The following is a 23,879-nucleotide window of genomic DNA, read 5'->3' on the forward strand; positions in this document are numbered from 1 at the left end:
AGGGTCCGGACGGGTGAACGGCGCTCAGGCGCCGCGCAGCGGGTTGGGCAGCGGCAGGTAGCGCGCGTCCGCGCCGTCCGCCCCCGTCCAGCGGAGCAGCAGGTTCGTCTTGCCGGGGAGGGTGGGTGAGGCGAGCAGGGCGGGGATCTCGGGGACGTCGTGGCGGGCGAGTTCGCGGCGGGCGGCGGGCCAGGGGTCGAAGCCGGGGTGGCGTTCCGCGAGGGCGCCGGCGATCTCGCTGAGGTGATTGACGACCAGGCAGTACACGAGCCGCTCCCAGCCGGCTTCCCGCCCCACGTCCGGCAGCAGTTTGACGCCCTCGGCGTCCCGGTACAGCGCCTGCACGGGCATGCCGCCGGCGTCCACGGCGACCAGGGTGTTCTGCAGGTGCGCCTCGATGACGACACCGTGCCGGGCGAAGGCGGTCAGTGCCGGGGGCACCACCCGCGCCAGGTACGCCGCCCACCAGGCCCCGGGGTCGGCGGCCCGGTCGAGCGGGCTGCCGTCGAAGCCCTCGACGAGACCGGCGGCGAGCAGCGGGGTCGCACCGGGCAGGAGACGGCCTCCGAAGCCGTCCCGGACGAGGACGGCCAGGGCCTCGAAGGCGAAGTCGGCGGTGCGGTACCCGCGGTCGCCGAGCCAGGCCGGGGGGCCTTCGAACGTGTCGAGGGCGGCGCACACGGCCGCGTCGGTCCGGCGCAGGGCGAGCAGGTCGTGACGCCACAGCCGGCGGATGTCGTTGGTGATGCGCACGTCCAGGCTGAACTTCAGGAAGAGGTCGTGCCCGGGCGCGTAGAGCGTGCGGATCGCGGCGGTCGGCCAGGTGTCGGGGGCGGTCGTGCCGAGCCGGACGAGTCTGCCGTCCGCGAAGGCGTCGGCGAGCTCGGGGCCGGCCAGGTCGAGCTGCCAGGGGTGGGCGGGCAGCAGCCGGTAGCCGGGCGGGGCCGTGCCGAGGGCGTCGAGGGCCGAGGTGTCGCCCTCCTCGACGACGGTGTCCGCGCGCAGCGCGAGCAGGGTCAGCGGGAAGCGGGCGTACGCCTCGGGCGCGTAGGGCAGCCAGCCGGCGGCGGGGCCGCCGCCGCGTGCCTTGGGGGCCGGGTGGTGGGTGTGGCCGGTGAGGAGGCTCTGCTCCGAGCGCCGGTAGGGGTCGTCGGGCGGGGTGGCCCGGGCGCGGGCGGCCAGCAGCGCGGCCACGGCGTCCCGGCTGTCGATCATCTCGGCGGGCAGTTCGTGGTTGGACAGCCCGGTGTGCCGGCGCAGTTCCTCGGCAACGAGTTTGACCAGCTCGGTGTGGCCGATACGGTGCCAGCCGCCGGCCGTGCGGACCTCGGGCTGGGCGGGCCGCCGCGTGCCGCGCACGCGCAGCAGGCGGTCCACGCCGGGCAGGTGGTGCACCCGGTGCTCGACCGTCTCACTCACCGGCCGCGCCACCTCCCGCAGCAGGCAGTTCAGCAGCGGCACGGCGGCGTACGCGTCGGCCCGGTCGGCGAGGCCGCCGGTGACCGGGTCGTCCTGGGCGGAGACACCGTGTGCGGAGTCACCATGGGCACAGTCACCGTGGGCGGAGTCGTCGCCGTCGGGCGGGGGCATGAGGTCCACGCGTTCCACTCGTTCCCTGCGGTCCTTGAAGGATTTCCGGACTTCCGGGCGGAGATGATCAGTCTGCGTGTCGTCGTCATCCCGCCGTGACGCCCTATTCGTACCCGAGGAGCCCGCCCGTGCACCGTTCCCCCACCGCCGAGGCCGAGGTCGCCGACGAACTGGCCGTCGTGCGGCCCGGTCTCCTGCCGCGGTACGAGGCCGAACTGCCCGGTGCCCGGGCGGCCGTGCTGTCCCGTCTGTGGCGCGGTCTCGCCCACGACCCGCTGCCCTGGGTCACCCGCCGCGAGCAGGGACGGGACGGGCTGACCCTGCACCTGTCCGACGGCCGCCGGCTGCACGGCCCGCGGCCGGATCCGTACGCGACCGGCGCGTACGTCACCGTCGTACGGCTCGACGAGGCGGAGTACGACGATCCGGCCCGGCTGGTGACCGACCTCGCCGTACCGCACTCCGCGTCCTTCGCCGCCGAACTCGGGCACAGCGTCGCCTCGCTGGCGCTGTCGAGAGCGGGACAGGAGGGGCGCGCCACGGACGGGTGGCCGCAGAGCGACTGGGAGTGGGAGCAGCGGATCGTCGACGGGCATCCGTTCCATCCCACGTGCCGGTCCCGGCCCGGTTTCTCGGTGGCGGAGCAGCTCGCCTACGGGCCCGAGCACCGGCCGCTGGTGGAGCTGGGGCTGGTGCCGGTGCGGGCGGAGGAGTGCCTGGTGACGGGGGCGTGGCCGCGGGAGCTGCGGGACGGGGAGCGGGTGGTGCTGCCGGTGCACCCGTGGCAGGCGGCGCATGTGCTGAAGCGGGTGTGCGAGGAGCGGCGCGCCGGGCATCCCCTGATGGCGCTGCGGACGCTCGCGCTGCCCGGCGGGCCGCACGTCAAGACCTCGCTCAGTGCCCGGCTGACGTCCTCGGTGCGGGACATCTCGCTTGCCTCGGTCGCCGCGTCCGCGGTGCTGTCGGACTTCGCCGGGACGCCGGCGGCGCACACCGACGGCCTGCTGCACATGACCCGCACCCTGGGCGCGGCGGCGGCCGGCTCCCCCGACTTCGCGGCCGTCCTGCGGGAGCCGCCAAAGACGTACGCGACGTCCGGCGAACGGGTCCTGCCGGTGGCGGCACTCGCCACGACCGAGCTCCCCCGCTCCCCCGCCTGGCTGGCCGCCTTCGCACGCCTCGCCCTCACCGTCGGTCTGCGGCTGCTGGAGCTGGGCGTGGCCCTGGAGGCGCACGGCCAGAACCTCCTGGTGATCCTGTCGCCGGCGGGCGATCCGCTGCGGCTGGTCTACCGCGACCTGGCCGACATCCGCGTCAGCCCGGCCCGTCTCGCCCGGCACGGCATCACGGTGCCCGACCTGCCCGCCCGCATGGTCACGGACGACGAACGCACGCTGCGGCGCAAGCTGTTCGGCTCGCTGGTGGCGGGCGCGCTGGCCGGCACGGCGGGGTCGGGGGCGGTGCTCGCGCAGGCCCTGGAGACGGCCGTACGGGAGCTGCCCCGCACCCCGGACCTCGCGGCGCTGCGCGCGGAGCCCCTGCCCACGAAGGCGCTGACGCTGATGCGGCTCTCGCCGCAGGCGCCCGGCGACCAGTGGGCCGACCTGCCCAATCCCCTTGCCTGAGCCACGTTTTGGAGCACGGCACCCCTGATCAATAAGATCCGCCGATGATCACAAGAAAACGGCTGGCGGCGGGCGTCTGTGCCCTGCTCGCCGCGTTGACGGCCGGGCTCGCCTTCCCGGCCGGAGCGGCTGCCGGTGAACCCACCGGCCAGGACGCCCCCAAGGTCGACCTCGTCCTCGATGTCAGCGGCTCGATGCGGGCCCGCGACATCGACGGGCAGTCGCGGATGGCCGCCGCGAAGCAGGCGTTCAACGAGGTGCTCGACGCGACGCCGGAGGAGGTCGAGCTCGGCATCCGCACCCTCGGCGCCGACTATCCGGGCGACGACCGGAAGACGGGCTGCAAGGACACCGCGCAGCTCTACCCGGTCGGCCCGCTGGACCGCACCGAGGCCAAGACGGCCGTCGCCACGCTCAGCCCGACCGGCTGGACGCCGATCGGCCCGGCCCTGCTGAAGGCGGCCGACGACCTGGACGGCGGCAACGGCTCCAAGCGCATCGTGCTGATCAGCGACGGCGAGGACACCTGCGCCCCGCTCGACCCGTGCGAGGTGGCCCGCGAGATCGCCGCCAAGGGCATCGGCCTGACCATCGACACGCTGGGCCTGGTGCCGACGGCCAAGCTGAGCAGGCAGCTGAGCTGCATCGCCGAGGCCACCGGCGGCACGTACACCTCGGTGGAGCACCAGGACGAACTCACCGACCGGGTCAACCAGTTGGTGGACCGGGCGGCCGATCCGGTGGTGACGCCGGTACCGGTCAAGGGCGCCGAGGAGTGCACCGAGGCACCGGCGCTGGAGTCCGGGCTGTACACGGACCGGGAGGAGTTCGGACAGCAGCGCTGGTACCGGGTGGACGTGCTGCCGGGCCAGGAGCTGCGGGCCTCGGTGAGCGTGGCGGCCGACCGGGCCGTGAACCCCGGCTACGGGGTGCTGCTGCGGGCGGTCACGGTGCACGGCCGGGAGATCGTGCGCGGCGAGGCGGCGGGCGACGGCCGTACGGATGTGATCTCGACGGGGCTGAGGTACCCAGAGCCCGAGCGTGACGACGCCGACGGCGGCAAGCCGGCCGCGGAGACCGTGTGCCTGGCGGTCACCCACTCCTTCTCGCCGGCCTCCGGGGTGAAGACCACGCCCGGGCTGCCGCTGGAGCTGACGGTCGACGTCGTGGACGGCCCGAGCCAGGCGGGTGACGTGGCCTCCTTCGGCCTCGGCCGCGGCTGGTGGCTGCTCGGCGCGCTGATTCTCACCGGCTTCCTCGCCGGTCTCGTCTGGGGCTGGCTGTCGCGCTGGCGGGTCGCGGTCTGGAGGACCAACTGATGCGAACGATACGTGCGTTGAGCGCCGCGCTGCTGACCCTCGGACTGGCGGCCGCGCCGGCGGCGGCCGACCCGTGGCCGAGTGCGTCGCGGGACGGCGGTGCGGCGCCCCGGCAGGCGGGCACGTCCTTCCGTACGGCCACGGAGATCGAGCAGGGGCAGCGGGCCACGGCGAGCGGCTCCACGGGCGACTACCTGTACTGGTCGTTCCCCGCCGACACCGGACAGCGCCCCACGGTCAGGGCGACGGTGAAGCTGCCGGACACCCACGCCGCGCAGACCTGGCAGATCGACGTCTACGACGGCCTGCGCCGCCGCCAGGCCTGCCAGTACGGGGCGCAGACCCGCGCCGCGGCGGCGGACACGCCCTCCGTGGAGCTGGCCTGCGTGCTGCGCACGGTCCGCGCCTGGTCGGAGCCGTGGGCCAACGACCCGCTGCCCGGTACCTACTACATCCGCCTGACGGCGACCGGCGTCCCGACCTCCGACCTGGGCCTCCCGGTCGACGCAGAGGTCCGGGCCGACTCCAGGGACATCGGCGGCGCGGCGGCGGTGGACGGCTCACTGGCCGAGCCGCTGGTGCCGGGCATCGCGACGAAGTCCGAGGACCAGCAGGAGAACGCGGCGGTACTGGCGGGACTCCAGCCCCAGGACGGCTGGGCGTCCGGCTGGTGGTCGGACCGGTGGGTGTGGACGGGGATGGGCGGCGTGCTGGCCGCGCTGGCGGGTGTCGCCGGGTACGCGCTGACGCGCGGCGCGGGACGGCCGGTGCGGGTGCCGCCGAGCGCCTGACATGACATCAGGCCGAGTGCCTGATACTTCATCAGAAGGCCCGCATCACGCGGGCCTTCTCTCATGCCTCGCGGAGCGCCTTGGCGAGCGTGCCCTCGCCGCTCACCTCGACCCGGCCCTCCCGCACGGCCCGGGCCAGGCTCAGCTCCCCCCGGCTGAGCGCCGTGCACGTGCCGGTGTCCAGGACCAGCCGGGCGTCCGGCTCCCCGGGAGCGGGCCCGTCCCCGTACACGGGCCCCTCCTCGGCACCGGCGCGCAGGTGGAACTGCCCTTCCTCCAGGCGGACTTCGACGAGCCCCTCCCCGTCCAGCAGGCGCAGCAGGGGCAGGGCGAACCAGTGCGCCCGTACCGCGTCCGTCGGCCGCCGCTCCCCGAGTTCCGCCTGGCTCCACGCTCCCAGCGCCTGGAGCACGGGCAGCAACTCCCGTCCCCGGGAGGTGAGTTCGTATACGTACGCCGCACCGGGCGGGGGCAGCCGGCGGCGGGTCGCGAGGCCGTCGCGCTCCATGTCCTTCAGCCGCGAGGCGAGTACGTCCGTGCTGACGCCGGGCAGGTCCGCGTGCAGGTCGGTGTAGCGGCGGGGACCGGCGAGGAGCTCCCGGACGATCAGGAGGGTCCAGCGGTCGCCGACGACGTCGAGGGCGCGGGCGGCGGAACAGTACTGGTCGTAGCTGCGGCGAGGTGGCATGCGACGCAGTCTAGACAAGTTGTTGGACTTTCCAAGCGGCTACTTGGTAAAACCAAGCAACACAGTCGGCGAGGGGAAGCAGCGCATGGAGTTCCGGCAGTCGAGCAAGCTGAGCGAGGTCTGTTACGAGATCCGCGGCCCGGTGATAGAGCACGCCAACGCGCTGGAGGAGGCGGGGCACAGTGTGCTGCGCCTGAACACCGGCAACCCCGCGCTCTTCGGGTTCGAGGCGCCGGAGGAGATCCTCCAGGACATGATCCGGATGCTGCCGCAGGCGCACGGTTACACCGACTCGCGCGGCGTCCTCTCCGCCCGCCGCGCGGTTGCCCAGCGCTACCAGACGCTGGGCCTGGAGGTCGGCGTCGACGACGTCTTCCTCGGCAACGGCGTGTCCGAGCTCGTCTCGATGGCGGTCCAGGCGCTGCTGGAGGACGGCGACGAGATCCTCATCCCCGCCCCGGACTTCCCCCTCTGGACGGCCGTGACGACCCTCGCGGGCGGCAAGGCGGTCCACTACCTCTGCGACGAGCAGGCCGACTGGTACCCGGACCTGGACGACATGGCGTCGAAGATCACGGACCGTACGAAGGCCGTGGTCATCATCAACCCCAACAACCCCACCGGCGCGGTCTACCCGAAGGAGATCGTCGAGGGCATCCTCGACCTCGCCCGGCGGCACGGCCTGATGGTGTTCGCCGACGAGATCTACGACCAGATCCTCTACGACGACGCCGTGCACCACTCGGCCGCCGCGCTCGCCCCCGACCTGGTGGTGCTCACCTTCTGCGGCCTGTCGAAGACGTACCGCGTGGCGGGCTTCCGCTCCGGCTGGCTGGTGGTGACGGGCCCGAGGCAGCACGCCAAGGACTACCTGGAGGGCCTCACGATGCTGGCCTCCATGCGGCTGTGCGCCAACGCGCCCGCCCAGTACGCCATCCAGGCCGCGCTCGGCGGGCGGCAGTCCATCCGCGACCTCACCCTGCCGGGCGGCCGGCTGCGCGAGCAGCGCGACGTGGCCTGGGAGAAGCTGAACGAGATCCCCGGCGTGACGTGCGTGAAGCCGAAGGGGGCGCTGTACGCGTTCCCGCGTCTCGACCCCAAGGTGCACAAGATCCACGACGACGAGAAGTTCGTCCTGGACCTGCTGCTGCGGGAGAAGATCCAGGTGGTCCAGGGCACCGGCTTCAACTGGCCCACCCCCGACCACTTCCGCATCCTGACTCTCCCCTACGCCGACGACCTGGAGGCGGCGATCGGGCGGATCGGGCGGTTCCTCGGCGGGTACCGGCAGTAGGCGCGATTGTCAGTGGCGGGTCGTAGCCTTCCAGCAGGTGGGGCGAGTGCCCCGGGGCCTGTCCCGTGCCGGAGAGGAGCGTGCCGTGACCCGACCGCCGACCGCCGCACAGCGGCGGGTCATCGACGCCGCCGACCCGGTGACCGGCCGGCTGCGGGGCACGGAGGCACAGCTCGCGGCGCTGGTGAAGCGGGGGCTCGCCTTCCGGCATCCACGGCCACCGCACGATCACTTTCTGACGCCGGAGGGCCACCGGGTGCGGCAGGGCGTCATGCAGGTGCACGAGCCCGCCACCGAGGCCCCCGCCGCCGCCGGTGTGTTCGCCGCGCGCGCCGGCGGCGAGGAGGCGGCGCCGGAGACCGGGCCCGCCCGGCGCCGTGAGGTGCACAGCGCCTGGCAGGGGCTGCTGGAGCTGCGCCGGATGACCAACCCGGACGGCGCGGTGGAGCGGCCGTGCGGCTGGGAGCGTACGCATCTCGTGCAGGCCGCCGCACTCGCGCTGGAGGCGGCCGGACACCACCCGGCCGGGCGGGACGACGGGGGCTACCGGGTGCGGGAGACCCCGCAGCCGGAGGCCGTCGCCGTGTACGAGCCGGACGGCGAGGCGCTGCGGACCTGCGCGGCCACCCTGGAAGGGGCAGGCTGGCAGGTGAGCGAGCACCGCGAGCCGCGCACCGGGACCCGCTATCTCCTGGCCTCGCCCCGCCGGGCGTGATGAGCATGCCAAGATCGGTGGATCGTTGCGTGCGCCACGCGTGCCCGGTGTGAGAAGGGAAGCCATGAGCGAGCCGTTTTCCGTCCCGGTGACCGTCCGCGGTTACGAGACCGACGTGCAGGGTCACCTCAACCAGAGCGTGTACCTGAACTACGCGGAACACGCCCGCTGGTCGTTACTGCGGGCCGCGGGGATCAGCCAGTCCGCCCTCATCGGCAGCGGCGTGGGCCCGGTCGCCCTGGAGACCACCATCCGCTACAAGCGCGAGCTGCTCGCGGGCGACGAGGTCGAGGTGACCTGCGCCTTCGCCTGGGGTGAAGGCAAGACGTTCCGTATCGAGCAGACGGTCCGCAAGGCGGACGGCACGGTGGCGGCCGAGATCACGGCCGTCGGCGGTCTGATGGACCTGAAGGCCCGCAAGCTGGTCCCGGGCCCCCAGGAGCACTTCAGGAAACTGGCGTCGGACCCGGGCCTGTTCGGACTCTAGGCCGCTTTCTTCCAGACGGTCATGTCCACCATGAGGGAGGCGAGCTCCGGCAGCGCGGTCGACTTCGTCTGGACCACGAGCAGGGCGATGTCCCCGGAGGGGTGCTTGGCGCAGATCTGACTCCCTGCCGCCACCGAGGCCAAAGTCCAGCGGTGGCGGTCGGCAGCGCCGAGCATGAGCCGGCACTCGTCGAGGGAAACCGCCTCGTCGGTGAACATCTGCACGAAGACGCTGGTGTCGCTCTCCAGCTCGCAGCTGGGGTTCTCACAGTTGAAGCGGATGTCTCCCTTGCGGTCGTCGCGCCAGAGCGGCCTCTCGAAGCTGAGCGAGGTCTTCGCGTTCAGCAGCAGTGAGGCCTGCGTGGCGACCTGCGGTGACTTGGACGCGGCCGGGGACGGACTGGACGCTTCCGGAGCTCCTCCGCCCGCCTCCGCCTCCGCTCCCGACGCGGGCCCGGAGCCCGAGCGCGCCCCCGTCGACGACTCCGGCGCGGCCGACCGTCCGGACTTCTCCGGGCCGGGCGTCGACGGTGCGCCCGCCACCCAGTCGCCGAATCTGTTCCCCGCGTCCGCGACCATCCACGCCAGGCCGGTCAGCACCAGCGCCCCCGCCGTCACGGCCGCGGTCGTGATCAGGGCGGAGCGCCGTCTGCGCGCCCGTCTCTCCTCCGGTCCCTGCGGTCGTGTCTGCGGCTGCGTGACGACCAGCGGCTGCATGTGCACCCTGGTCGGATCGAGGGTCGCCGGGGAGGCCCAGGTGGCGTCGAGGTCCGCCGGGGAGGGGACCGTCACCTCCGGCCCCATGACGTCCCGCCAGACGGCCGGGCCCGCGCCCGCCTCGGCGTCCGCGCCCAGCCCCCGCCGGCACCACTCGACGATCTCCGCCAGACCGGCCCGGTCCTCCGGGGCGGCGGCCAGGCACCGGGCGAAAAGCGGACGGAGCTGCTCGGGCAGCACGGACAGGTCGGGTTCGTCGTGCACGATCCGGTACAGCACACCGACCGCGGAGCCGTCCCCGTACAGCGGCCGGCCCAGCGCCGCGAAGGCCGCCGTCTGGCCCAGCGCGAAGACGTCGGTCGCCGCCGTGACCTCGCCGCCGGACGCCTGCTCGGGAGCCATGAAGTGCGGAGTGCCGACGGTGGCGCCCGTGGCGGTGTGCGAGGTGAAGTCGGAGGCCAGCGAGATGCCGAAGTCGATCACCCGCGGCCCGTCGGCGGCCAGCAGCACGTTCGACGGCTTGAGGTCCCGGTGCACGATGCCCGCGCCGTGGATGGCCTGCAGCGCCTCGGCCACCCCCGCCATCAGCCACAGCACCGCGGGCGCCGGCAGCGGTCCGCGCCGGGCCACGGCCTCCGTCAGGGACGGGCCGGGCACGTACAGCGTGGCCGCCCAGGGCGGTGTGCCGTCCGCGTCGGCGTCGATCAGCTCGGCCGTGTACGCGCCCCGGACCCGCCGGGCCGCCTCCACCTCCCGGCGGAACCGGCGCCGGAAGGCCGGGTCGTCGGCCAGCTCCGGGCGCACCACCTTGATCGCCACCGGCCGGCCGCCCTGCGTGTGCGACAGGTACACCCGGCCCATGCCGCCCGCGCCCAGCCGAGCCACCAGGCGATATCCGGCCACCATGGGCGGATCGTCCGCCTGCAACGGCCGGAACACCTCGGTCGCGTGGTTCATCGGTCCGTCTCCCCCTCGTCCCCTGTCCCCCCGGTCAACGGTGAGTTGACCGAGGCAGAAGCCTAAGCGGAGTTCGGAGCTGTTTTCGCCGATCTCACGGTGCTGCCGGGGCTCGGGGGACGCCCGTGATCTCCTCGCCCGCCTCCATCGGGTGGGTCACGTCGTGTGCGTCCCGGTCGCGTCGGCCCAGGTGGTTGAAGACCAGGTTCAGCAGGACCGCCGCGACGCAGCCCGTCGAGATGCCCGAGTCCAGTACGATCCGCGCCGTCTCCGGGAAGGCGTGGTAGAACTCCGGCGCCGTGATCGGGATGATGCCGACGGCCAGGGAGACGGCCACGATCAGGACGTTGTTGTCCTTCTCCAGGCCGGCCCGGACCAGGGTCTGAATGCCGCTGGCCGCGACCGAGCCGAACAGGACCACGCCCGCCCCGCCGAGCACCGGGCGCGGGACGACGGCGATCAGCGAGGCCGCCATCGGGCACAGGCCCATCAGCACCAGGAACCCGCCACCGGCAGCGACGACGTACCGGCTGCGGATCTTCGTCATGGCGACCAGGCCGATGTTCTGCGCGAAGGCGCTGCACATGAAGCCGTTGAAGAGCGGGCTGATCGCCGAGCCGAGAGTGTCGGCGCGCAGGCCGGCCGCGATGGTCTTCTCGTCGGCCGGGCGGTCGACGATCTCCCCCAGCGCCAGCATGTCGGCGGTCGACTCGGTCATCGACACCACCATCACCACGCACAGGGAGAGGATCGCGGCGAGCTGGAACTGCGGGGCGCCGAAGTGGAAGGGCGTGGGGAAGCCGATGACCGCCGCGTCCGCGACCGGGCCGAAGTCCGTGGCGCCGAACGGAATCGCGATGAGCGTGCCCGCGACCAGGCCGAGCAGCACCGCGATCTGCTTGACGAAGCCCCGGGTGAAGCGCCGCAGCAGCAGGACCACGACGAGGGTGCCGGCGGCCAGCCCCAGGTTGGTCGCCGAACCGTAGTCGTGCGCGGCCGGGTCGGGGCCCTGCGCCCAGCCGAAGGCGACCGGGAGCAGGGAGATGCCGATCAGGGTGATGACCGTGCCCGTCACCACCGGTGGGAAGAAGCGGACCGCCTTGCAGAAGACGGGGGCGGCCAGGAAGCCGAGGAGTCCGGCGACGATCACCGCGCCGAAGATGACCGGCAGGGCGTCGGACTTGTCCTCGGTGGAGGCGACGATCGCGGTCATCGGGGCGACACCGGCGAAGGTGACGCCGTTGACGAACGGCAGCCGGGCGCCGATCTTCCAGATGCCGATGGTCTGCAGGAACGTGGCGAGGCCCGCAGTGAACAGGCAGGCGCCGGTGAGGAAGGTCAGGTCGGTGGCGGTCAGGCCGATGGCCGCGCCGACGATCAGAGGTGGGGCGACGACTCCCGCGTACATGGCGGCCACATGCTGCAGGCCGGTCGTCGCCATCTTGAGCGCGGGGAGTTTTTCGTCAACGGGGTGGTCGGCCACGGCGGCTTCCCTCCGGTCGGTTACACGGCTGCGTCGGATGACGGCCGTGGGTGTCAAGGAGGTGGTGCGGGTGGTCGTGCGGGACCGGACATGCGGCGGACGGGCAATGGCCGTTCCGGGGCGCACGCGTGCTCGCGCGCCCCGGAGACGACCGCCGTGGACCCCGCTCGGGTCCGCGGCCACCGGCCGGGAGCCGTCCCTCCCGGCCGGAGTCATCCGGGTGGTCAGCCCTGCGCGGCGATCCTCGCCAGCCGCCGGGCCTCGTCCCGCGTGGCGCGGGCGATGGCGTCCTCGTCGGCCGTGAGCAGCCGCCCGTCCTCGACGATCTGCCGGCCGCCCACGAAGGAGGCGGTGACCGGGGCCGCCGCGCCGAAGACCAGGGCGGTCACCGGGTCGGCGATGGAGGCGTGGGCGAGCGTGTCCAGCTTCCACAGCACCAGGTCGGCGAGCTTGCCCGGCTCCAGGGAGCCGGTCTCCGCCGCCCGGCCCAGCACCTGGGCGCCGCCGTAGGTGCCCAGGCGCAGCGCCTGGCGGGCGTTCAGGGCGGCCTCCTTGTGCGCACCGAGGCGGTTGATGAGGAGGGCGTTGCGCAGCTCGGTGTGGAGTTCGCCGGACTCGTTGGAGGCGGTGCCGTCGACGCCGAGGCCGACCGGGACGCCGGCCGCGAGCATGTCGGGGACGCGGGCGATGCCGGCGGCGAGGCGGGCGTTGGACGAGGGGCAGTGCGCGACGCCGGTCCGCGTGCGGGCGAAGGCGGCGATGTCGGAGTCGTTCATGTGGACGCAGTGCGCCATCCACACGTCCTCGCCGAGCCAGCCGGTGGACTCGAAGTAGTCGGTCGGGCCCATGCCGAACAGTTCATGGCAGAACTTCTCCTCCTCCACGGTCTCCGAACCGTGGGTGTGGAGCCGTACACCGAGACGGCGGGCCAGCTGGGCGCCGTCCCGCATCAGCTCGGTGGAGACGGAGAAGGGCGAGCAGGGCGCGACGGCGACCTGGGTCATCGAGTCGAACGAGGAGTCGTGGTGCTGCCGGACGGTGTCCTCGGTGGCGGCCAGCGCGCCGTCCAGGGTCTCGACGGCGAAGTCCGGGGGCAGGCCGCCGTCCTTCTCGCTGCGGTCCATGGAGCCGCGGGCGAGGGTGAAGCGGACGCCCATGTCGCGGGCGGCGGTGATGATCGCGCCGGACAGGTCGCCGGAGCCGTGCGGGAAGACGTAGTGGTGGTCCATGGCGGTGGTGACGCCGCCGCGGGCCATCATCGCGAGCGAGCCCTGGGCCGCCGCGCGCACCATCGGCTCGTCGATGCGGGCCCAGACGGGATACAGCGCGACCAGCCAGTCGAAGAGGTTGTGGTCCGTGGCCAGGCCCCGGGTGATCCACTGGTAGAAGTGGTGGTGGGTGTTGATCAGTCCGGGGGTGACGAGGTGACCGGAGGCGTCGATACGGCGTACGACGTTCTCCAGGCCCTCGGGGGCCTTGCCCGCGCCGAGCGACTCGATGCGGTTGCCGGCCAGGACGACATGCCCGGAGGCGTACTCGGTGTCGTCGGCGTCGACGGTCGCGATCGCACAGTTGTCGATGACGATGCGCTGGGCTGCTGCCATGGTTCGTCCTTTGCGCTGAGATGGAGGGGCACGGCAGGACCCGGGGAGTTTGAGTGCCGTGGCCGAGGAGAAGGGTTCCCCGGCCACGGGTGCCGAAAGAGGGAAGGCCGGAAGGGACGTCAGAGGTTGGTGAGGTCCACGGGGATCCTCGCCTCGCAGCCGTCGCGCAGGATCGTCGCCTCGATCAGGCCGTAGGGGCGGTCGGCCGCGAAGTACACCTCGTTGTCGTTCTTGAGCCCGAACGGCTCCAGGTCAACCAGGAAGTGGTGCTTGTTCGGGAGGGAGAAGCGGACCTCGTCGATCTCGCTGCGGTTGTTGATGATCCGCGCGCCCATCTGGTACAGCGTCTGCTGGAGCGAGAGCGAGTACGTCTCGGCGAAGGCCTGGAGCATGTGCTTCTTCGTCTGCTCGTAGGACTTCTCCCAGTGGGGCATGCGCTGGTCGTCGTCGGTCCAGTTGAACCGCCAGCGGCCGGCGACCTGGGTGGCCAGGATGCGGTCGTAGGCCTCCTTCAGCGTCGTGTACTTGTCCTTGACGTAGCCCCAGAACTCGGAGTTGGTCGAGTTCATCACGACGAGGTCCTTCAGGCCCGAGATGACCTCCCACGACGAGCCGTCGTAGGTGATCTGGGTCAGCCGGACCTCCTGGCCCTTGCGCACGAAGGAGTGCTTGACCTCGTCGGCGCCGATGAACTGCGAGTTGGCGTCGGAGGCCTCGATCCGCTCCCAGGCGTACTCCTCGATGCGGATCCGGGCCGTCTTGATCGGCTCCTGCGAGGTCACGAAGTGCCGGGCGAGGTGGATGCCGAACTGCTCGGCGGACTCGATGCCGTGCTCCTTGGCGAACGCGTACACCGTGTTCTTGGTGGTGTCGGTGGGCAGGACGTTGGCGTTCGAGCCGGAGTAGTGGACCTCTTCCATGTCGCCGCTCAGCGACACGGAGACGTTCATGTCCTTGATGTGGTGGGTGGCGCCGTCCCGCGTGATCTTGACGACTCGGTTCTCGGCCTTGCCGTACTGGTTCTGTCCCAGAATGGTGGGCATGAGTAGCTAGCTCCCTCGGTATACGGAGTAGCCGAACGGGTTGAGCAGCAGCGGTACGTGGTAGTGCTCCCCGGGCGTCACGGCGAAGGTGATCGCCACCTCGGGGAAGAACACGGCACCGCTGTCCCGATTCGCGGGGGCGTCCTGCTGCGCATCGGCTTGCTTCTTCTCGAAGTACGGCTCCACCGCGAAGTCGAGCCGTACGTGGGTGGTGCCTTCCGGCAGCGCCGGCAGGTCCTTGCACCGCCCGTCCGCGTCGGTCGCGGAGCCGCCGAGCGCCTGCCAGTCGGCCTCGCGCCCCGAGCGGGCGAAGAGGTGGACGGCGACGCCCTCGGCGGGGCGGCCGACGGACGTGTCCAGGATGTGCGTGGACACGGATGCGGTGGCGGAGGTGCTCATGCTGCTGTCAGTCCTCTTCGACGAGTCGGGCCAGGCGGATGCGGTTGATCTTCCCCAGTTCGGTGCGGACGATCTCCCGCTCCCGCTCCGGCGTGTTGCCGATCCGTTCCCTGACCGCGTCGCGCATCTGCTCGCCGGTCCGGCCGGTGGCGCAGATCAGGAAGACATGACCGAACTTCTCCTGGTAGGCGAGGTTCAGCTCCAGCATCTCCGCCTTGAGCTCGTCGGAGGCGCCGGCCATGCCGCGCTGCTCCCGGGCCGAGGTGGGGTCGCCGGGCTTCGGGCGGCCGATGGGCGGGTGGCCGGCCATCGCCTCCGCGAGGTCCTCTGCCGTCAGCTCCGCCATGGCGGCGTCGCTCGCGGTGTACAGGGCCTCGGCGGTGGCGTAGGGGCGGGCGGCGAGCAGCCGCTTCGCCCACGCCGTGGAGGCGCAACGCTCATGGAGCGCGGTGTAGGCCGCGTGCTCCTCGAGAGCGTTGAACCGGGCCAGGCCCGGCGGCATGGAACTGGAAGTCACGGGAGCCTCCGTGGCCGGGTACGGCCTTCGTGCTGAACGGGCGTGCCGATAGCTAACGCCCTCCCACGACAACACGTCAACAGTTTGTTGAAAATTCCGTGTGACGAAACCCGGCGAGGCGGCGAAACCCGACGAGGGGGCGAAACCGGGCGGGCCCGGTCAGGCCCCCTTCTCGCGGTTGAGGTAGTTGTAGACGGTGAAGCGGCTGACGCCCAGGGCGCTCGCCACGGTCTCCACCCCGTGCCGTACGGAGAAGGCGCCACGCGCCTCGAGTATCCGCACGACCTCCTGCTTGGCCTTGCGGTCCAGGTCGGCCAGCGGCATGCCCTTGCGGCGCTCCATGGCGGCCAGGATGTGGTCGAGGGAGTCGGCGAGCTGCGGCAGCCGCACGGCGACGGCGTCGCGGCCCTCCCAGGACAGGACGACGTCGTCGGGACCGGCCTCGTCGGGCGGGATCATCTCGCCGCCCATGGCGTCGACCAGGGGCTTCACGGCCGCAATGAACGGCTCGTCCCCGGCGCCGCTCATGCCTCGTCCTCCTCGATCACGTTGACCTGGAGGGAGACCCGGGTGGCGCCCGCTTCCAGGGTCTTGCGGAGCAGCGCGTCCACGGCGGTGAGCACCGCATCGGCACCGCCCTCGGCGGTGTTGCCGAACGGGCCGACGTCCACGGCGTCCAGTTCGGCGGCCTCCACGACCTCGCGGGCGACCAGCGCGTGCGCGGGTGCCTCGTCGAGGTCGAAGGGCTCGGTGGTGAACTCCACTCTCAGTCGCATGCTGCCCCCAGAACCGTCGTGACCTGTGCGACCCTAGCCGACGCCGGGGCGGACCGGACCGCCCGCGCGAGCACTCCGTGTTCCGCGCGGGCACGCCTTCCCCGGCATACGGTCACGTTTCCCGCACATTCGCATTCACGCCCCTTGCTCTCCATCCTCCTGCACCGCCGGGAAGGCTGAAAAAAGCCGCTGCATTCCCCGCAGGGAAACACCGACAATTGGTCGGCATGACAGAGCGACGCATAAATGTGGGAAACGAACTCCCCCAGGTCTTCGGACAACTCCGGGACATCCGGGACCTCGTCGAAAAGGCGGCCGTCGAAGCCGGGCTCGACATGCGGCTCATCGAACTCGTCAAGATCAGGGCGTCGCAGATCAACGGCTGCGCGTACTGCCTCGACCTGCACACGCGCGACGCCCGCCGGCTGGGCGAGGACGACCGCCGGCTGCATCTGGTGGCCGCCTGGTGGGAGACGGATCTGTACAGCCCCCAGGAGCGGGCCGCGCTCGCGCTCACCGAGACCATCAGCAAGCTGTCGCAGAGCCAGGACGTGCCCGACGACCTCTACGCGCAGGCGACCTCGGTGTTCACCAAGGAGCAGTACACGGCGGTCGTGTGGTCGATCAGCGTGATCAACACCTTCAACCGGCTGGCCGTCACCAGCCGCAAGCCCCTGCCCGCGCGCGTCGCCTGAGGACAGAGGAAGGTACTCCGTGACGAAACGACGCCTGCCGCGGCCCCGTGAGGTGGCCCAGCTCCTGCGTCCGAGGCCGTTCGTGCCGAACCCGACCGACCGCCGGCTGTCGACGGCGTACTCCATCCCCGATCTGCGCCGCCTCGCCCGCAGGCGGGCGCCCCGGGCGGTGTTCGACTACACCGACGGGGCGGCGGAGGGCGAGATCAGCCTGCGCCGGGCCCGGCGGACGTTCCGGGACATCGAGTTCCATCCGCACGTGCTGCGCGGGGTGGCCGATCCGGACACCGGCACGGAGATCCTGGGCAAGCGGTCGGCGCTGCCGTTCGCCTTCGCCCCGACCGGGTTCACCCGCATGATGCACCACGAGGGCGAACGGGCCGTCGTCGCGGTCGCCGAGCAGGCCGGCATCCCGTACGCCCTGTCCACGATGGGGACGACGTCGATCGAGGACGTCGCCCGGGCCGCGCCGGACGCGCGCAGGTGGTTCCAGCTGTACGTGTGGCACGACCGCGGGGCGGGCGCGGAGCTGATGCGGCGGGCCGAGGAGGCCGGGTACGACACGCTCCTGCTGACCGTGGACACCCCCGTGGGCGGGTCCCGGCTGCGGGACCTGCGCAACGGCCTGACCATCCCGCCCCGGCTCTCGCTCAGCACGTTCCTGGACGGGGCGACCCATCCGTCCTGGTGGCTGAACCTGCTCACCACCGAGCCCCTCACCTTCGCGTCCCTCAGCTCCTGGGACGGCACGGTGGCCGAGCTGATCAACGCGATGTTCGACCCGGGGCTCGACTACGAGGACCTGGACTGGGTGCGGCAGAGCTGGCCCGGGAAGCTCGTGGTGAAGGGGATCCAGAGCACGGAGGACGCCCGGGACGTCGTCAAGCACGGCGCGGACGCGGTGCTGCTGTCCAACCACGGCGGCCGCCAGCTGGACCGGGCGCCGACCCCGCTGGAGCTGCTGCCGAGGGTCCGCGACGAGATCCAGGAGGAGGCGGAGATCTGGCTGGACGGCGGGATCCTGTCCGGCGCGGACATCGTCGCCGCGATCGCCCGCGGCGCCGACGCCTGCCTGATCGGCCGGGCCTATCTGTACGGCCTGATGGCGGGCGGCGAACGCGGTGTCCGCCGGGCGGTGGACATCCTGCGCACCGAGATCGTCCGCACCATGCAGCTGCTGGGCGTACGGTCGACGGCCGAACTCCGCCCCGAGCACGTCACGCTGCGCTGACGCCGCAGGCGCTCAGGTGGTGAAGAGGATCACCGACACCGTGACGCCGATGGTCACCACCGTCCAGCGCAGGAGTTCCTCGTTCATCCAGCGGGACACCTTCGCGCCCAGGTAGCCGCCGATCAGGGCGGTCGGGGCGGCGACGAGTGCCAGGGCCCAGTCGACGGGGCCGAAGAGGGCGAAGATCAGCAGGGTGACCGTCGAGTTGACCAGGGAGAGCGCCGCCTTGAGCGCGTTGAGGCGGTGCAGGCTCTCGGACGTGGTCATGGCCAGCGACACCAGCATGATCACGCCGAGCGCGCCGGCGAAGTAGCCGCCGTACACCCCGGCGGCGGTCATGACCACCGCCAGGGGTACGACACGCTCGCGGCGCTCGTCGCCGGTGGCCGGGCTTGCCGCCCGTACCAGCTTCTTCACCTGCTTCTGGCCGGCCAGCAGCAGGCTCGCGAAGAGCACCAGGGCCGGTACGAACGTGTCGAAGCTCTTGCTGCTCGTGACCAGCAGCAGCACCGAGCCGGCCACCGTCCCGACGGCGGTGAGCACCGACAGCAGCACCATCCGGCCTCTCGGCTCGGACTTCAGCTCGGGTGCGAAACCGTAGACCTGCCCCGCGAATCCCGGCCAGTTGGCGACGGAATTCGTGACATTCGCGGCCTGCGTCGGAAGGCCGACTCCGACCAGTGCCGGAAAGAGCAGCAAGGAACCGCCACCGGCTATGGAGTTCACGGCACCGGACAGCAATCCGGCCACTGCGACGACCGCGAGAACGCCCCACTCCATCAGCAGAAAACCTCAATCCGAATGGCGGGCTGAAAAGTCCGGTCGATCTTGCTACAGGGCCGATACCGCCGCAAGAAGCCGATGGCCGCGGTGGGTTGTCGGCGATGGTCTTCGGCCACCGCGACGTTCGACCACCGCGGCATCGGGTCCCGCCTTCCGCTTCAGGCGACCACCCCCAGGACCAGATCGGCCGCCTCCCGGGCGATGGCCGGGGCGAGCCGGTACCCGCAGCCGTTCGCGGCACCGGCGAACACCACGCGTCCCCCGTCGTCCACCGCGTCGACGACCGGTTCCCGGCCCGGGCTGTAGGCGTCGCAGAAGACGCGGCCCGACCCCGCGTGCTCGACGAGTGCGGGCGCCCAGCTGCGCAGCGTGCCGCGCGCCTCCTCCAGGTCCTCCGGGCTCAGGCCCCGGGCCACCGTCCCGGGGTCGACGTCCCACTCCGTGCGGGTGAAGCTGTACAGCCAGTGCCCCCGCTCGGGCAGCGGCAGCAGGAAGGCGTCGTCGTCCTGGAAGACGATCGCGCCGTCCGTCGGGGCCGGGCGCTGCTCGATGTGCAGGGCGACCACCTTCTTCACCCGGGCCCCCGACGGCGCGGCGAACGGCGCCAGCGCCGGGTCGGCGGTCCACGGTCCGGGCGCCAGCACCACCCGGTCGGCGGTGAGCGTGTCGCCCGTGCTCAGCCGCAGCACCACACCACCGCTCCCCGGCTGCACGGCCGTGACGGCGACGCCCTCGCGGAAGTCGACGCGGGAGCGCAGATCCCGGGCGAGCGCGCAGGTCAGGTCGTGGACGACGGTGTGGTGTCCGCCGCTCACCCGCCAGACCGACGCGTCCGCCGGGATGCCGACGGCCGGGAGGTCCCGGTGCTCCGCCCGGACGGGCTCGGCCCCGGCGAGGTACGTCTCGCGGACCGCCCGGTCGTCGGCGGTGGCGGACACCACGGACACGGCCGTCGGGTGGATCGGCAGCGCGGGCCGCTCGTGCCTGAGCCGGTCGTAGTAGTCCTGGCTGTACCGGGTCATCGCGCGCAGCCGCTCGGTCGCGCCCCGCGGCAGGTGCAGGCCGGCCGAGCGGCGGCTGGCGCCGCTGCCGATCGCGTCCCGGTCCAGGACGGTGATCGTGGCGTGCGGTGCGCGCGCGGCCAGCTCCCGCGCCACGAGGCAGCCGATGATCCCGGCGCCCACCACGGCGATCCGGATTCCCGCCACGGGCGATCACGCTCCCTGCGGGAACTTGTCGACGGCCGGTTCCGAGGACCACCTCAGGAAGGAGTCGCACTGCTCCTCGGTCTTGACGCCCAGCAGCCGGTCGAGGATCCGGCGGCTGCGCCAGGCGATCAGGCTGAGGTTGGGATCGGCCAGGCCGCGCTGCCGGCGGACGCCGTTCTGGACGAAGATGCCGTGGTCGGGCGGTCCGTCCCAGCACGCGGCGAAGTCCCGGTCGATACGGATCTCCTCGTCCTCCCACTCCAGCCGGCCGGCGAGCGGCGCCAGCATGTCCGGGCGGGCCGGCCGGAATCCGGTCGCCCAGACGACGACGTCCGCGGTGAGCCGTTCGACGGCACGCGGCCGGTTCCCCGGCTCCAGGGTGAGTTCCCAGGCGCCGTCGCCGCCGCTCACCTCGGTGACGGTGCGGTCCGGGTACAGCGCGATGAGCTTCTGGTCGCCCTCCACGAAGTGGCGGGTGTAGCAGCGCTGGTAGATCTCCTTGAGGGTGGCGGGCGAGACACCGTCGCTGGCCAGGAGCTGCCGGTCGTTGAACGCCTCGCGCTGGGCGCGGTCGAGCGAGAAGAAGTGGTCGGAGAAGGAGGGCGTGAAGTAGTCGTTGGTGAACGGCGAGTCGTCGATGGGGAAGAAGTTGTCACGCCGGGATATCCACGCCACATGGGCCGGGCGCTCCCCCTCCGGGCGGGAGATCAGGTCGAGGAAGGCCTCCGCGCCGGACTGGCCTCCGCCCACCACGCCGACCCGCCGCCCGCCGAGGCCGCCGGACCGCCGCACGAAGTCGCTGACGTGGAACTGCGACTCGCCCAGCAGGCCGCGGGCGTGCTCGGGCACCCAGGGCCGGCTGCCGATGCCGAGGGACACGTGGTCCGCGGTCAGGGTCCGCTTGCCGGTCCGGATCACGAAGACCCCGTCGAAGTCGACGGACAGGACCTCCTCACCGAAGGTGACGTTCTCGTTCTTGCGGCTCGCCCACTCCAGGTAGTTGCGGAACTCCCGGCGCGGCATGGCGTCGAACTGGGCGTTGACGAAGTGGTAGATCATGCCCTGGTCGTGCAGGTACGACAGGAACGAGAACTTGTTCGTCGGATCGGCCAGCGTCACCAGGTCCTTGAAGAGCGACACCTGGAGCGTGGCCCCGGCGATCTGCTGGTCGTCGTGCCATCCGAAGGTCTCCCGGCGCTCGACGAACAGGCTGGTCATCTCGGGACGGCCGTGCAGCAGGGAGGCGAGGCTCAGGTTGGCCGGGCCGACACCGATGCCCACACAGCCGAAGTGCGGGCCGTCCGGTCCGCGTCGAAGGGTGTCCACTGTGCCGATCTCCCGTGTCTTGGACGCCTGACGGACTGTGCGCGCGGTCCGGGCCGCGCTCGGGCCGGTCACCGGACCAGTACGTTGCCGTCGTTGGGGCGGTGCCGGCGGGAGCGCCGCAGGTCGGTCAGGACGAAGGTGCGCTGCAACCAGCGGTCACGCCCGTCGTAGCGCGGCCGGTAGCCGGTACGTCCGTGCAGTGTGACCCGGTTGTCCACGAGGGCCAGGTCCCCGGGCCGCAGCCGGAACTCCAGGGCCTGCGCGTGGCAGGCCGACTCCAGTTCGGCCATGGCGAGTTCGGCCTGTCCGCTGCGGGTGGTGGTGGCGGCGAAGTCGACCCTCAGGTCGGGGTCGAAGAGGTCGCCGACGAGTACGGCGTGCTCGGTGACGTGGTTGTTCCGCCCACCGAAGGAAGGCGGCGGCGCCGTGACGTAGTCGGCGCGGTAGAGCGCCTCCCGGTCCACCCAGCTCAGCATCGGCAGGATCTGCCGGATGCAGGAGGTGCGCAGTCCCGCGACTCCTTCGTGGTCGGACCGCAGGCACATGAGCAGGACGAAGTCGGGGCGGTGGGCGTGGAAGGCGTTCTCGGTGTGGAAGGTCAGTTCCACGGAGCCCGGATTGCCCTGCACCTCCTCCTTGCCCGGCACCGGCACCACGTTCTGCACGAGGGCGCCGTTCTTCTCCGGCCGGAAGGCGGCCGGGTCGCCGAGGCCGCCGGCGATCATCATCAGGACGGCGGCCGAGACGGACGGCTCCGACTGGACGGAGTCGAGCGTGGCGGGCGTGTCGGGCAGGAGGTCCTCGCCCACGGGCAGTCCGCGCAGTAACAGGACGCCCTGATCGCCGGAGTGGCGGCGGAACCGGCTCACGGCCTGCCGGAGTTCCGCCGGCAGATGGTGCCAGGCGTCGCCGGCCGCCGCGGTCCAGGCGGCGCCGTCCACCGGCCCCTCGACGGCCATGAGTTGTTCCGACGTCTCCCGCACGGCTTTGGTCACGGTGTCGTCGAAGGCGAGTACGTGGTCGTCGACCCTGCTGAGTGTGGCGGTGGACATCTCATCCCCCCTCGGGTGCGGATTCTGTCGGCTTGGTGGCAGCGGCGTGGGACGGGATCTCCTCGATGGCGGAGGTGCCCTTCGCGGGGGTCGGCTGGTAGCGCTCCCATTCCTCGCGCAGCACGATGCGTCCGTCGTCGAGCCGTTCGGGCGTGCTGACGCACCGTCCGACGGCGATCTCACCGCTGCGCAGGACCAGGGTGTAGCCCATGGTGATGGTGCCGTCGGCGTCGCACGTCCCGGCCAGGGCGCAGCGGCGGACCTCGCCCCCGGCGGCCTCCGCCCACACGAGGTCGCCGTCCTGGTGGTACGTGGCCACGGGTGCGGTGCCGTCAGGGCCCGCCTCGGTGTTGCGGAACGTTCTGCCGTTGTAGTCGATCACGCGTGGTCTCCTGTGTCGTGGGGGTCGGGGCGGGGTCGCCCGGGCCGGTGGCGACCGGATGGTCCAGTGGGTGCAGTCCGGTGGGGGCGGGAGGCACGCCGCCGAACCGGCTCGCCAGCGTGCGGGCGGTGAGCGGGGCGAACTTGAACGCGCCGCCGCCGCAGGCGCAGTGGGCGAGGACGGCTCCCGCGCCGAGGTCGGCGAGCAGGGTGCCGCCCGATGTGCCGTCGGTGACGTAGTGGCAGTCGCGGGTGCCGACGACCCACTCCGGCCGCAGGCCCGGGACCAGTTCGGTGAACCGGCTCGCCGGTTCCCCGGCGGGTGCCTGGTCCGGCTCGGGGACGTCCGGCCCGGCCACGACGCGGCACAGCGCGTCGGCGGACAGTTTCAGCGGGGTGCCGGCGACCGGCGGGACCAGCCAGGCTCCCCAGGGGATGCCGGAGACGGGCACGGCGGGGGTGCCGCGCCATCGCTCCCGCTCCCGGGGCGGCGGGTCGCAGTACACCATGGTCTGCCGGTGCACGGTCAGCCGCCCGGCGAGGACCGGCGGCAGCAGGGCCCGGGACCAGGCCCCGGCCGCCAGCAGCACCCGGTCGCCGCGCAGGGTCCGGCCGTCCTCGACCGTCACCGCCCGGGCCGCCGCGTCGACCGCCGTGACCGTGGTGTGCGGCAGCAGCCGGGCCCTGGGGTGGGCGCCGAGCCAGCGGACCGCCGCCCCGAGCACCCGGTCGGCGAGGAGCACTCCGGTGTCCTCCTCCAGGACGGCGCCCAGTCCGGCCGGGAAGGCCAAGTGGCGGTACGTTTCGGGAAGTTGCCGCGGTGCGAGCACCCGTGCCCGGAGTCCGGCCCGGGTCAGCCCGGCCGCCGCGGAGGCCGTCTCCCCCGCCGGCAGCGTGGTCAGTACGCCCGTGCGGTACAGGAAGCGGCCGTCCAGCAGTGACTCCAGCTCCCGCCACAGCCCGTGCGCGGTGACGGCCGCGCGGGTGGCGCCGGGATCGTGCGGGTGCAGGGCCCGCATCACCCGGTGCCGGTCGTGGGAGGAGGAGCCGGGGTGGGGCAGGGGGCCCCGTTCGAGGAGGGTGATGTGCTGCCCCGCCCGGACGCATTCCACCGCGGTGAGCAGTCCGACCACGCCGCCGCCCACCACCACCGTGTGCCGATCCCCTCCGGCCGGGCCCCCGTTCGTCCCCCGCACGGT

Annotated in this window: 24 protein-coding genes; 8 read left to right on the forward strand and 16 right to left on the reverse strand. The window is 72.3% G+C overall.

Annotation, left to right across the window (positions count from 1 at the left end; all coding sequences use genetic code 11):
• Positions 1-24: 24 nt before the first annotated feature.
• A complete protein-coding gene (locus MQE23_RS09670; RefSeq protein ID WP_243378881.1) occupies positions 25-1,608 on the reverse strand; it encodes an IucA/IucC family protein in 1,584 nt (527 codons plus the stop codon).
• Between the two features lie 110 nt (positions 1,609-1,718).
• Here MQE23_RS09670 and MQE23_RS09675 point away from each other — a divergent pair, with 110 nt between their 5' ends.
• From MQE23_RS09675 to MQE23_RS09685, 3 genes are read left to right on the forward strand one after another with little or no spacing between them, the layout of a single operon-like run.
• Positions 1,719-3,215 carry an IucA/IucC family protein gene (locus MQE23_RS09675; protein WP_243378882.1) on the forward strand — a complete coding sequence of 499 codons (1,497 nt, stop codon included), beginning with the start codon at positions 1,719-1,721 and terminating at the stop codon, positions 3,213-3,215.
• A 44-nt stretch (positions 3,216-3,259) separates the two neighbouring features.
• The gene (locus MQE23_RS09680) at positions 3,260-4,534 is read left to right on the forward strand and encodes a VWA domain-containing protein (protein WP_020270903.1); all 1,275 of its coding nucleotides are present in this window, start codon (positions 3,260-3,262) and stop codon (positions 4,532-4,534) included.
• Complete coding sequence (locus MQE23_RS09685) at positions 4,534-5,325, forward strand: hypothetical protein (protein ID WP_243378883.1); 792 nt, start codon at positions 4,534-4,536, stop codon at positions 5,323-5,325. Before MQE23_RS09680 ends, MQE23_RS09685 begins: the two co-directional genes overlap by 1 nt.
• 61 nt (positions 5,326-5,386) lie before the next feature.
• Here the strand turns inward: MQE23_RS09685 and MQE23_RS09690 are convergent, their stop codons facing one another.
• A complete protein-coding gene (locus tag MQE23_RS09690; protein WP_243378884.1) occupies positions 5,387-6,013 on the reverse strand; it encodes a helix-turn-helix domain-containing protein in 627 nt (208 codons plus the stop codon).
• Between the two features lie 85 nt (positions 6,014-6,098).
• On the opposite strand from MQE23_RS09690, the gene MQE23_RS09695 reads away from it, so the two are divergent.
• The 3 genes from MQE23_RS09695 (at position 6,099) to MQE23_RS09705 (ending at position 8,509) form a co-directional block, all read left to right on the forward strand.
• Positions 6,099-7,307: a pyridoxal phosphate-dependent aminotransferase gene (locus MQE23_RS09695; protein WP_020270899.1), complete on the forward strand. Its 1,209-nt coding sequence runs from the start codon at positions 6,099-6,101 to the stop codon at positions 7,305-7,307.
• Between the two features lie 85 nt (positions 7,308-7,392).
• Positions 7,393-8,022: a hypothetical protein gene (locus tag MQE23_RS09700; RefSeq protein WP_243378885.1), complete on the forward strand. Its 630-nt coding sequence runs from the start codon at positions 7,393-7,395 to the stop codon at positions 8,020-8,022.
• Between the two features lie 64 nt (positions 8,023-8,086).
• The gene (locus tag MQE23_RS09705; RefSeq protein ID WP_020270897.1) at positions 8,087-8,509 is read left to right on the forward strand and encodes an acyl-CoA thioesterase; all 423 of its coding nucleotides are present in this window, start codon (positions 8,087-8,089) and stop codon (positions 8,507-8,509) included.
• On the opposite strand, the gene MQE23_RS09710 is transcribed toward MQE23_RS09705, so the two are convergent.
• The 8 genes from MQE23_RS09710 to MQE23_RS09745 form a co-directional block, all read right to left on the reverse strand.
• A complete protein-coding gene (locus tag MQE23_RS09710; RefSeq protein ID WP_243378886.1) occupies positions 8,506-10,182 on the reverse strand; it encodes a serine/threonine-protein kinase in 1,677 nt (558 codons plus the stop codon). The two genes, MQE23_RS09705 and MQE23_RS09710, sit on opposite strands and share 4 nt — an antisense overlap.
• 94 nt (positions 10,183-10,276) lie before the next feature.
• Complete coding sequence (locus tag MQE23_RS09715) at positions 10,277-11,665, reverse strand: nucleobase:cation symporter-2 family protein (protein WP_020270894.1); 1,389 nt, start codon at positions 11,663-11,665, stop codon at positions 10,277-10,279.
• 224 nt (positions 11,666-11,889) lie between these two features.
• Positions 11,890-13,269 (reverse strand): 8-oxoguanine deaminase, encoded by a 1,380-nt coding sequence (locus MQE23_RS09720; protein ID WP_020270893.1) that lies wholly within the window; start codon positions 13,267-13,269, stop codon positions 11,890-11,892.
• Positions 13,270-13,388: 119 nt separating this feature from the next.
• Positions 13,389-14,312 carry a factor-independent urate hydroxylase gene (gene pucL / locus MQE23_RS09725; protein ID WP_020270892.1) on the reverse strand — a complete coding sequence of 308 codons (924 nt, stop codon included), beginning with the start codon at positions 14,310-14,312 and terminating at the stop codon, positions 13,389-13,391.
• 6 nt (positions 14,313-14,318) lie between these two features.
• Positions 14,319-14,711 carry a hydroxyisourate hydrolase gene (uraH, locus tag MQE23_RS09730; protein ID WP_243378887.1) on the reverse strand — a complete coding sequence of 131 codons (393 nt, stop codon included), beginning with the start codon at positions 14,709-14,711 and terminating at the stop codon, positions 14,319-14,321.
• A 7-nt stretch (positions 14,712-14,718) separates the two neighbouring features.
• Positions 14,719-15,228: a 2-oxo-4-hydroxy-4-carboxy-5-ureidoimidazoline decarboxylase gene (gene uraD, locus MQE23_RS09735; protein WP_037667747.1), complete on the reverse strand. Its 510-nt coding sequence runs from the start codon at positions 15,226-15,228 to the stop codon at positions 14,719-14,721.
• Positions 15,229-15,387: 159 nt separating this feature from the next.
• Positions 15,388-15,756, reverse strand: a complete 369-nt coding sequence (locus MQE23_RS09740) for a helix-turn-helix domain-containing protein (RefSeq protein ID WP_010039054.1) — start codon at positions 15,754-15,756, stop codon at positions 15,388-15,390.
• On the reverse strand, positions 15,753-16,004 hold the full coding sequence (locus tag MQE23_RS09745; protein WP_010039055.1) for a hypothetical protein: 252 nt from the start codon (positions 16,002-16,004) through the stop codon (positions 15,753-15,755). Before MQE23_RS09745 ends, MQE23_RS09740 begins: the two co-directional genes overlap by 4 nt.
• 248 nt (positions 16,005-16,252) lie before the next feature.
• Between MQE23_RS09745 and MQE23_RS09750 the strand changes: the two genes are divergently transcribed.
• Together MQE23_RS09750 and MQE23_RS09755 are read left to right on the forward strand one after the other, a co-directional pair.
• Positions 16,253-16,699 (forward strand): carboxymuconolactone decarboxylase family protein, encoded by a 447-nt coding sequence (locus MQE23_RS09750; RefSeq protein WP_020270888.1) that lies wholly within the window; start codon positions 16,253-16,255, stop codon positions 16,697-16,699.
• A gap of 19 nt (positions 16,700-16,718) precedes the next feature.
• Positions 16,719-17,930 (forward strand): alpha-hydroxy acid oxidase, encoded by a 1,212-nt coding sequence (locus MQE23_RS09755; protein WP_243378888.1) that lies wholly within the window; start codon positions 16,719-16,721, stop codon positions 17,928-17,930.
• A 12-nt stretch (positions 17,931-17,942) separates the two neighbouring features.
• Here MQE23_RS09755 and MQE23_RS09760 read toward each other — a convergent pair whose 3' ends face one another.
• The 6 genes from MQE23_RS09760 to MQE23_RS09785 form a co-directional block, all read right to left on the reverse strand.
• Positions 17,943-18,710, reverse strand: a complete 768-nt coding sequence (locus MQE23_RS09760) for a sulfite exporter TauE/SafE family protein (protein ID WP_020270886.1) — start codon at positions 18,708-18,710, stop codon at positions 17,943-17,945.
• Positions 18,711-18,871: 161 nt separating this feature from the next.
• Positions 18,872-19,921 (reverse strand): FAD-dependent oxidoreductase, encoded by a 1,050-nt coding sequence (locus MQE23_RS09765; protein ID WP_243378889.1) that lies wholly within the window; start codon positions 19,919-19,921, stop codon positions 18,872-18,874.
• A gap of 6 nt (positions 19,922-19,927) precedes the next feature.
• Positions 19,928-21,247, reverse strand: a complete 1,320-nt coding sequence (locus MQE23_RS09770) for a SidA/IucD/PvdA family monooxygenase (protein WP_243378890.1) — start codon at positions 21,245-21,247, stop codon at positions 19,928-19,930.
• A gap of 68 nt (positions 21,248-21,315) precedes the next feature.
• The gene (locus MQE23_RS09775; protein ID WP_020277508.1) at positions 21,316-22,299 is read right to left on the reverse strand and encodes a TauD/TfdA family dioxygenase; all 984 of its coding nucleotides are present in this window, start codon (positions 22,297-22,299) and stop codon (positions 21,316-21,318) included.
• A 1-nt stretch (position 22,300) separates the two neighbouring features.
• Positions 22,301-22,681, reverse strand: a complete 381-nt coding sequence (locus MQE23_RS09780; RefSeq protein ID WP_037674252.1) for a hypothetical protein — start codon at positions 22,679-22,681, stop codon at positions 22,301-22,303.
• Positions 22,632-23,876, reverse strand: coding sequence for an FAD-dependent oxidoreductase (locus MQE23_RS09785; RefSeq protein ID WP_243378891.1), 1,245 nt, complete (start codon positions 23,874-23,876; stop codon positions 22,632-22,634). The genes MQE23_RS09780 and MQE23_RS09785 overlap by 50 nt, the downstream gene beginning before the upstream one ends.
• Positions 23,877-23,879 lie beyond the last annotated feature (3 nt).

The organism is Streptomyces sp. HP-A2021 (assembly GCF_022807935.1).
GTDB classification, from domain to species: domain Bacteria; phylum Actinomycetota; class Actinomycetes; order Streptomycetales; family Streptomycetaceae; genus Streptomyces; species Streptomyces afghaniensis.

Excerpts from the sequence above, each read along its gene's own strand:
- MQE23_RS09680 (WP_020270903.1), top strand. The coding sequence starts at position 3,260 with ATGATCACAAGAAAACGGCTGGCGGCGGGCGTCTGTGCCCTGCTCGCC.
- MQE23_RS09685 (WP_243378883.1), top strand. The coding sequence starts at position 4,534 with ATGCGAACGATACGTGCGTTGAGCGCCGCGCTGCTGACCCTCGGACTG.
- MQE23_RS09690 (WP_243378884.1), bottom strand. The coding sequence starts at position 6,013 with ATGCCACCTCGCCGCAGCTACGACCAGTACTGTTCCGCCGCCCGCGCC.
- MQE23_RS09695 (WP_020270899.1), top strand. The coding sequence starts at position 6,099 with ATGGAGTTCCGGCAGTCGAGCAAGCTGAGCGAGGTCTGTTACGAGATC.
- MQE23_RS09705 (WP_020270897.1), top strand. The coding sequence starts at position 8,087 with ATGAGCGAGCCGTTTTCCGTCCCGGTGACCGTCCGCGGTTACGAGACC.
- MQE23_RS09710 (WP_243378886.1), bottom strand. The coding sequence starts at position 10,182 with ATGAACCACGCGACCGAGGTGTTCCGGCCGTTGCAGGCGGACGATCCG.
- MQE23_RS09720 (WP_020270893.1), bottom strand. The coding sequence starts at position 13,269 with ATGGCAGCAGCCCAGCGCATCGTCATCGACAACTGTGCGATCGCGACC.
- pucL (WP_020270892.1), bottom strand. The coding sequence starts at position 14,312 with ATGCCCACCATTCTGGGACAGAACCAGTACGGCAAGGCCGAGAACCGA.
- uraH (WP_243378887.1), bottom strand. The coding sequence starts at position 14,711 with ATGAGCACCTCCGCCACCGCATCCGTGTCCACGCACATCCTGGACACG.
- MQE23_RS09740 (WP_010039054.1), bottom strand. The coding sequence starts at position 15,756 with ATGAGCGGCGCCGGGGACGAGCCGTTCATTGCGGCCGTGAAGCCCCTG.
- MQE23_RS09745 (WP_010039055.1), bottom strand. The coding sequence starts at position 16,004 with ATGCGACTGAGAGTGGAGTTCACCACCGAGCCCTTCGACCTCGACGAG.
- MQE23_RS09760 (WP_020270886.1), bottom strand. The coding sequence starts at position 18,710 with ATGGAGTGGGGCGTTCTCGCGGTCGTCGCAGTGGCCGGATTGCTGTCC.
- MQE23_RS09775 (WP_020277508.1), bottom strand. The coding sequence starts at position 22,299 with ATGTCCACCGCCACACTCAGCAGGGTCGACGACCACGTACTCGCCTTC.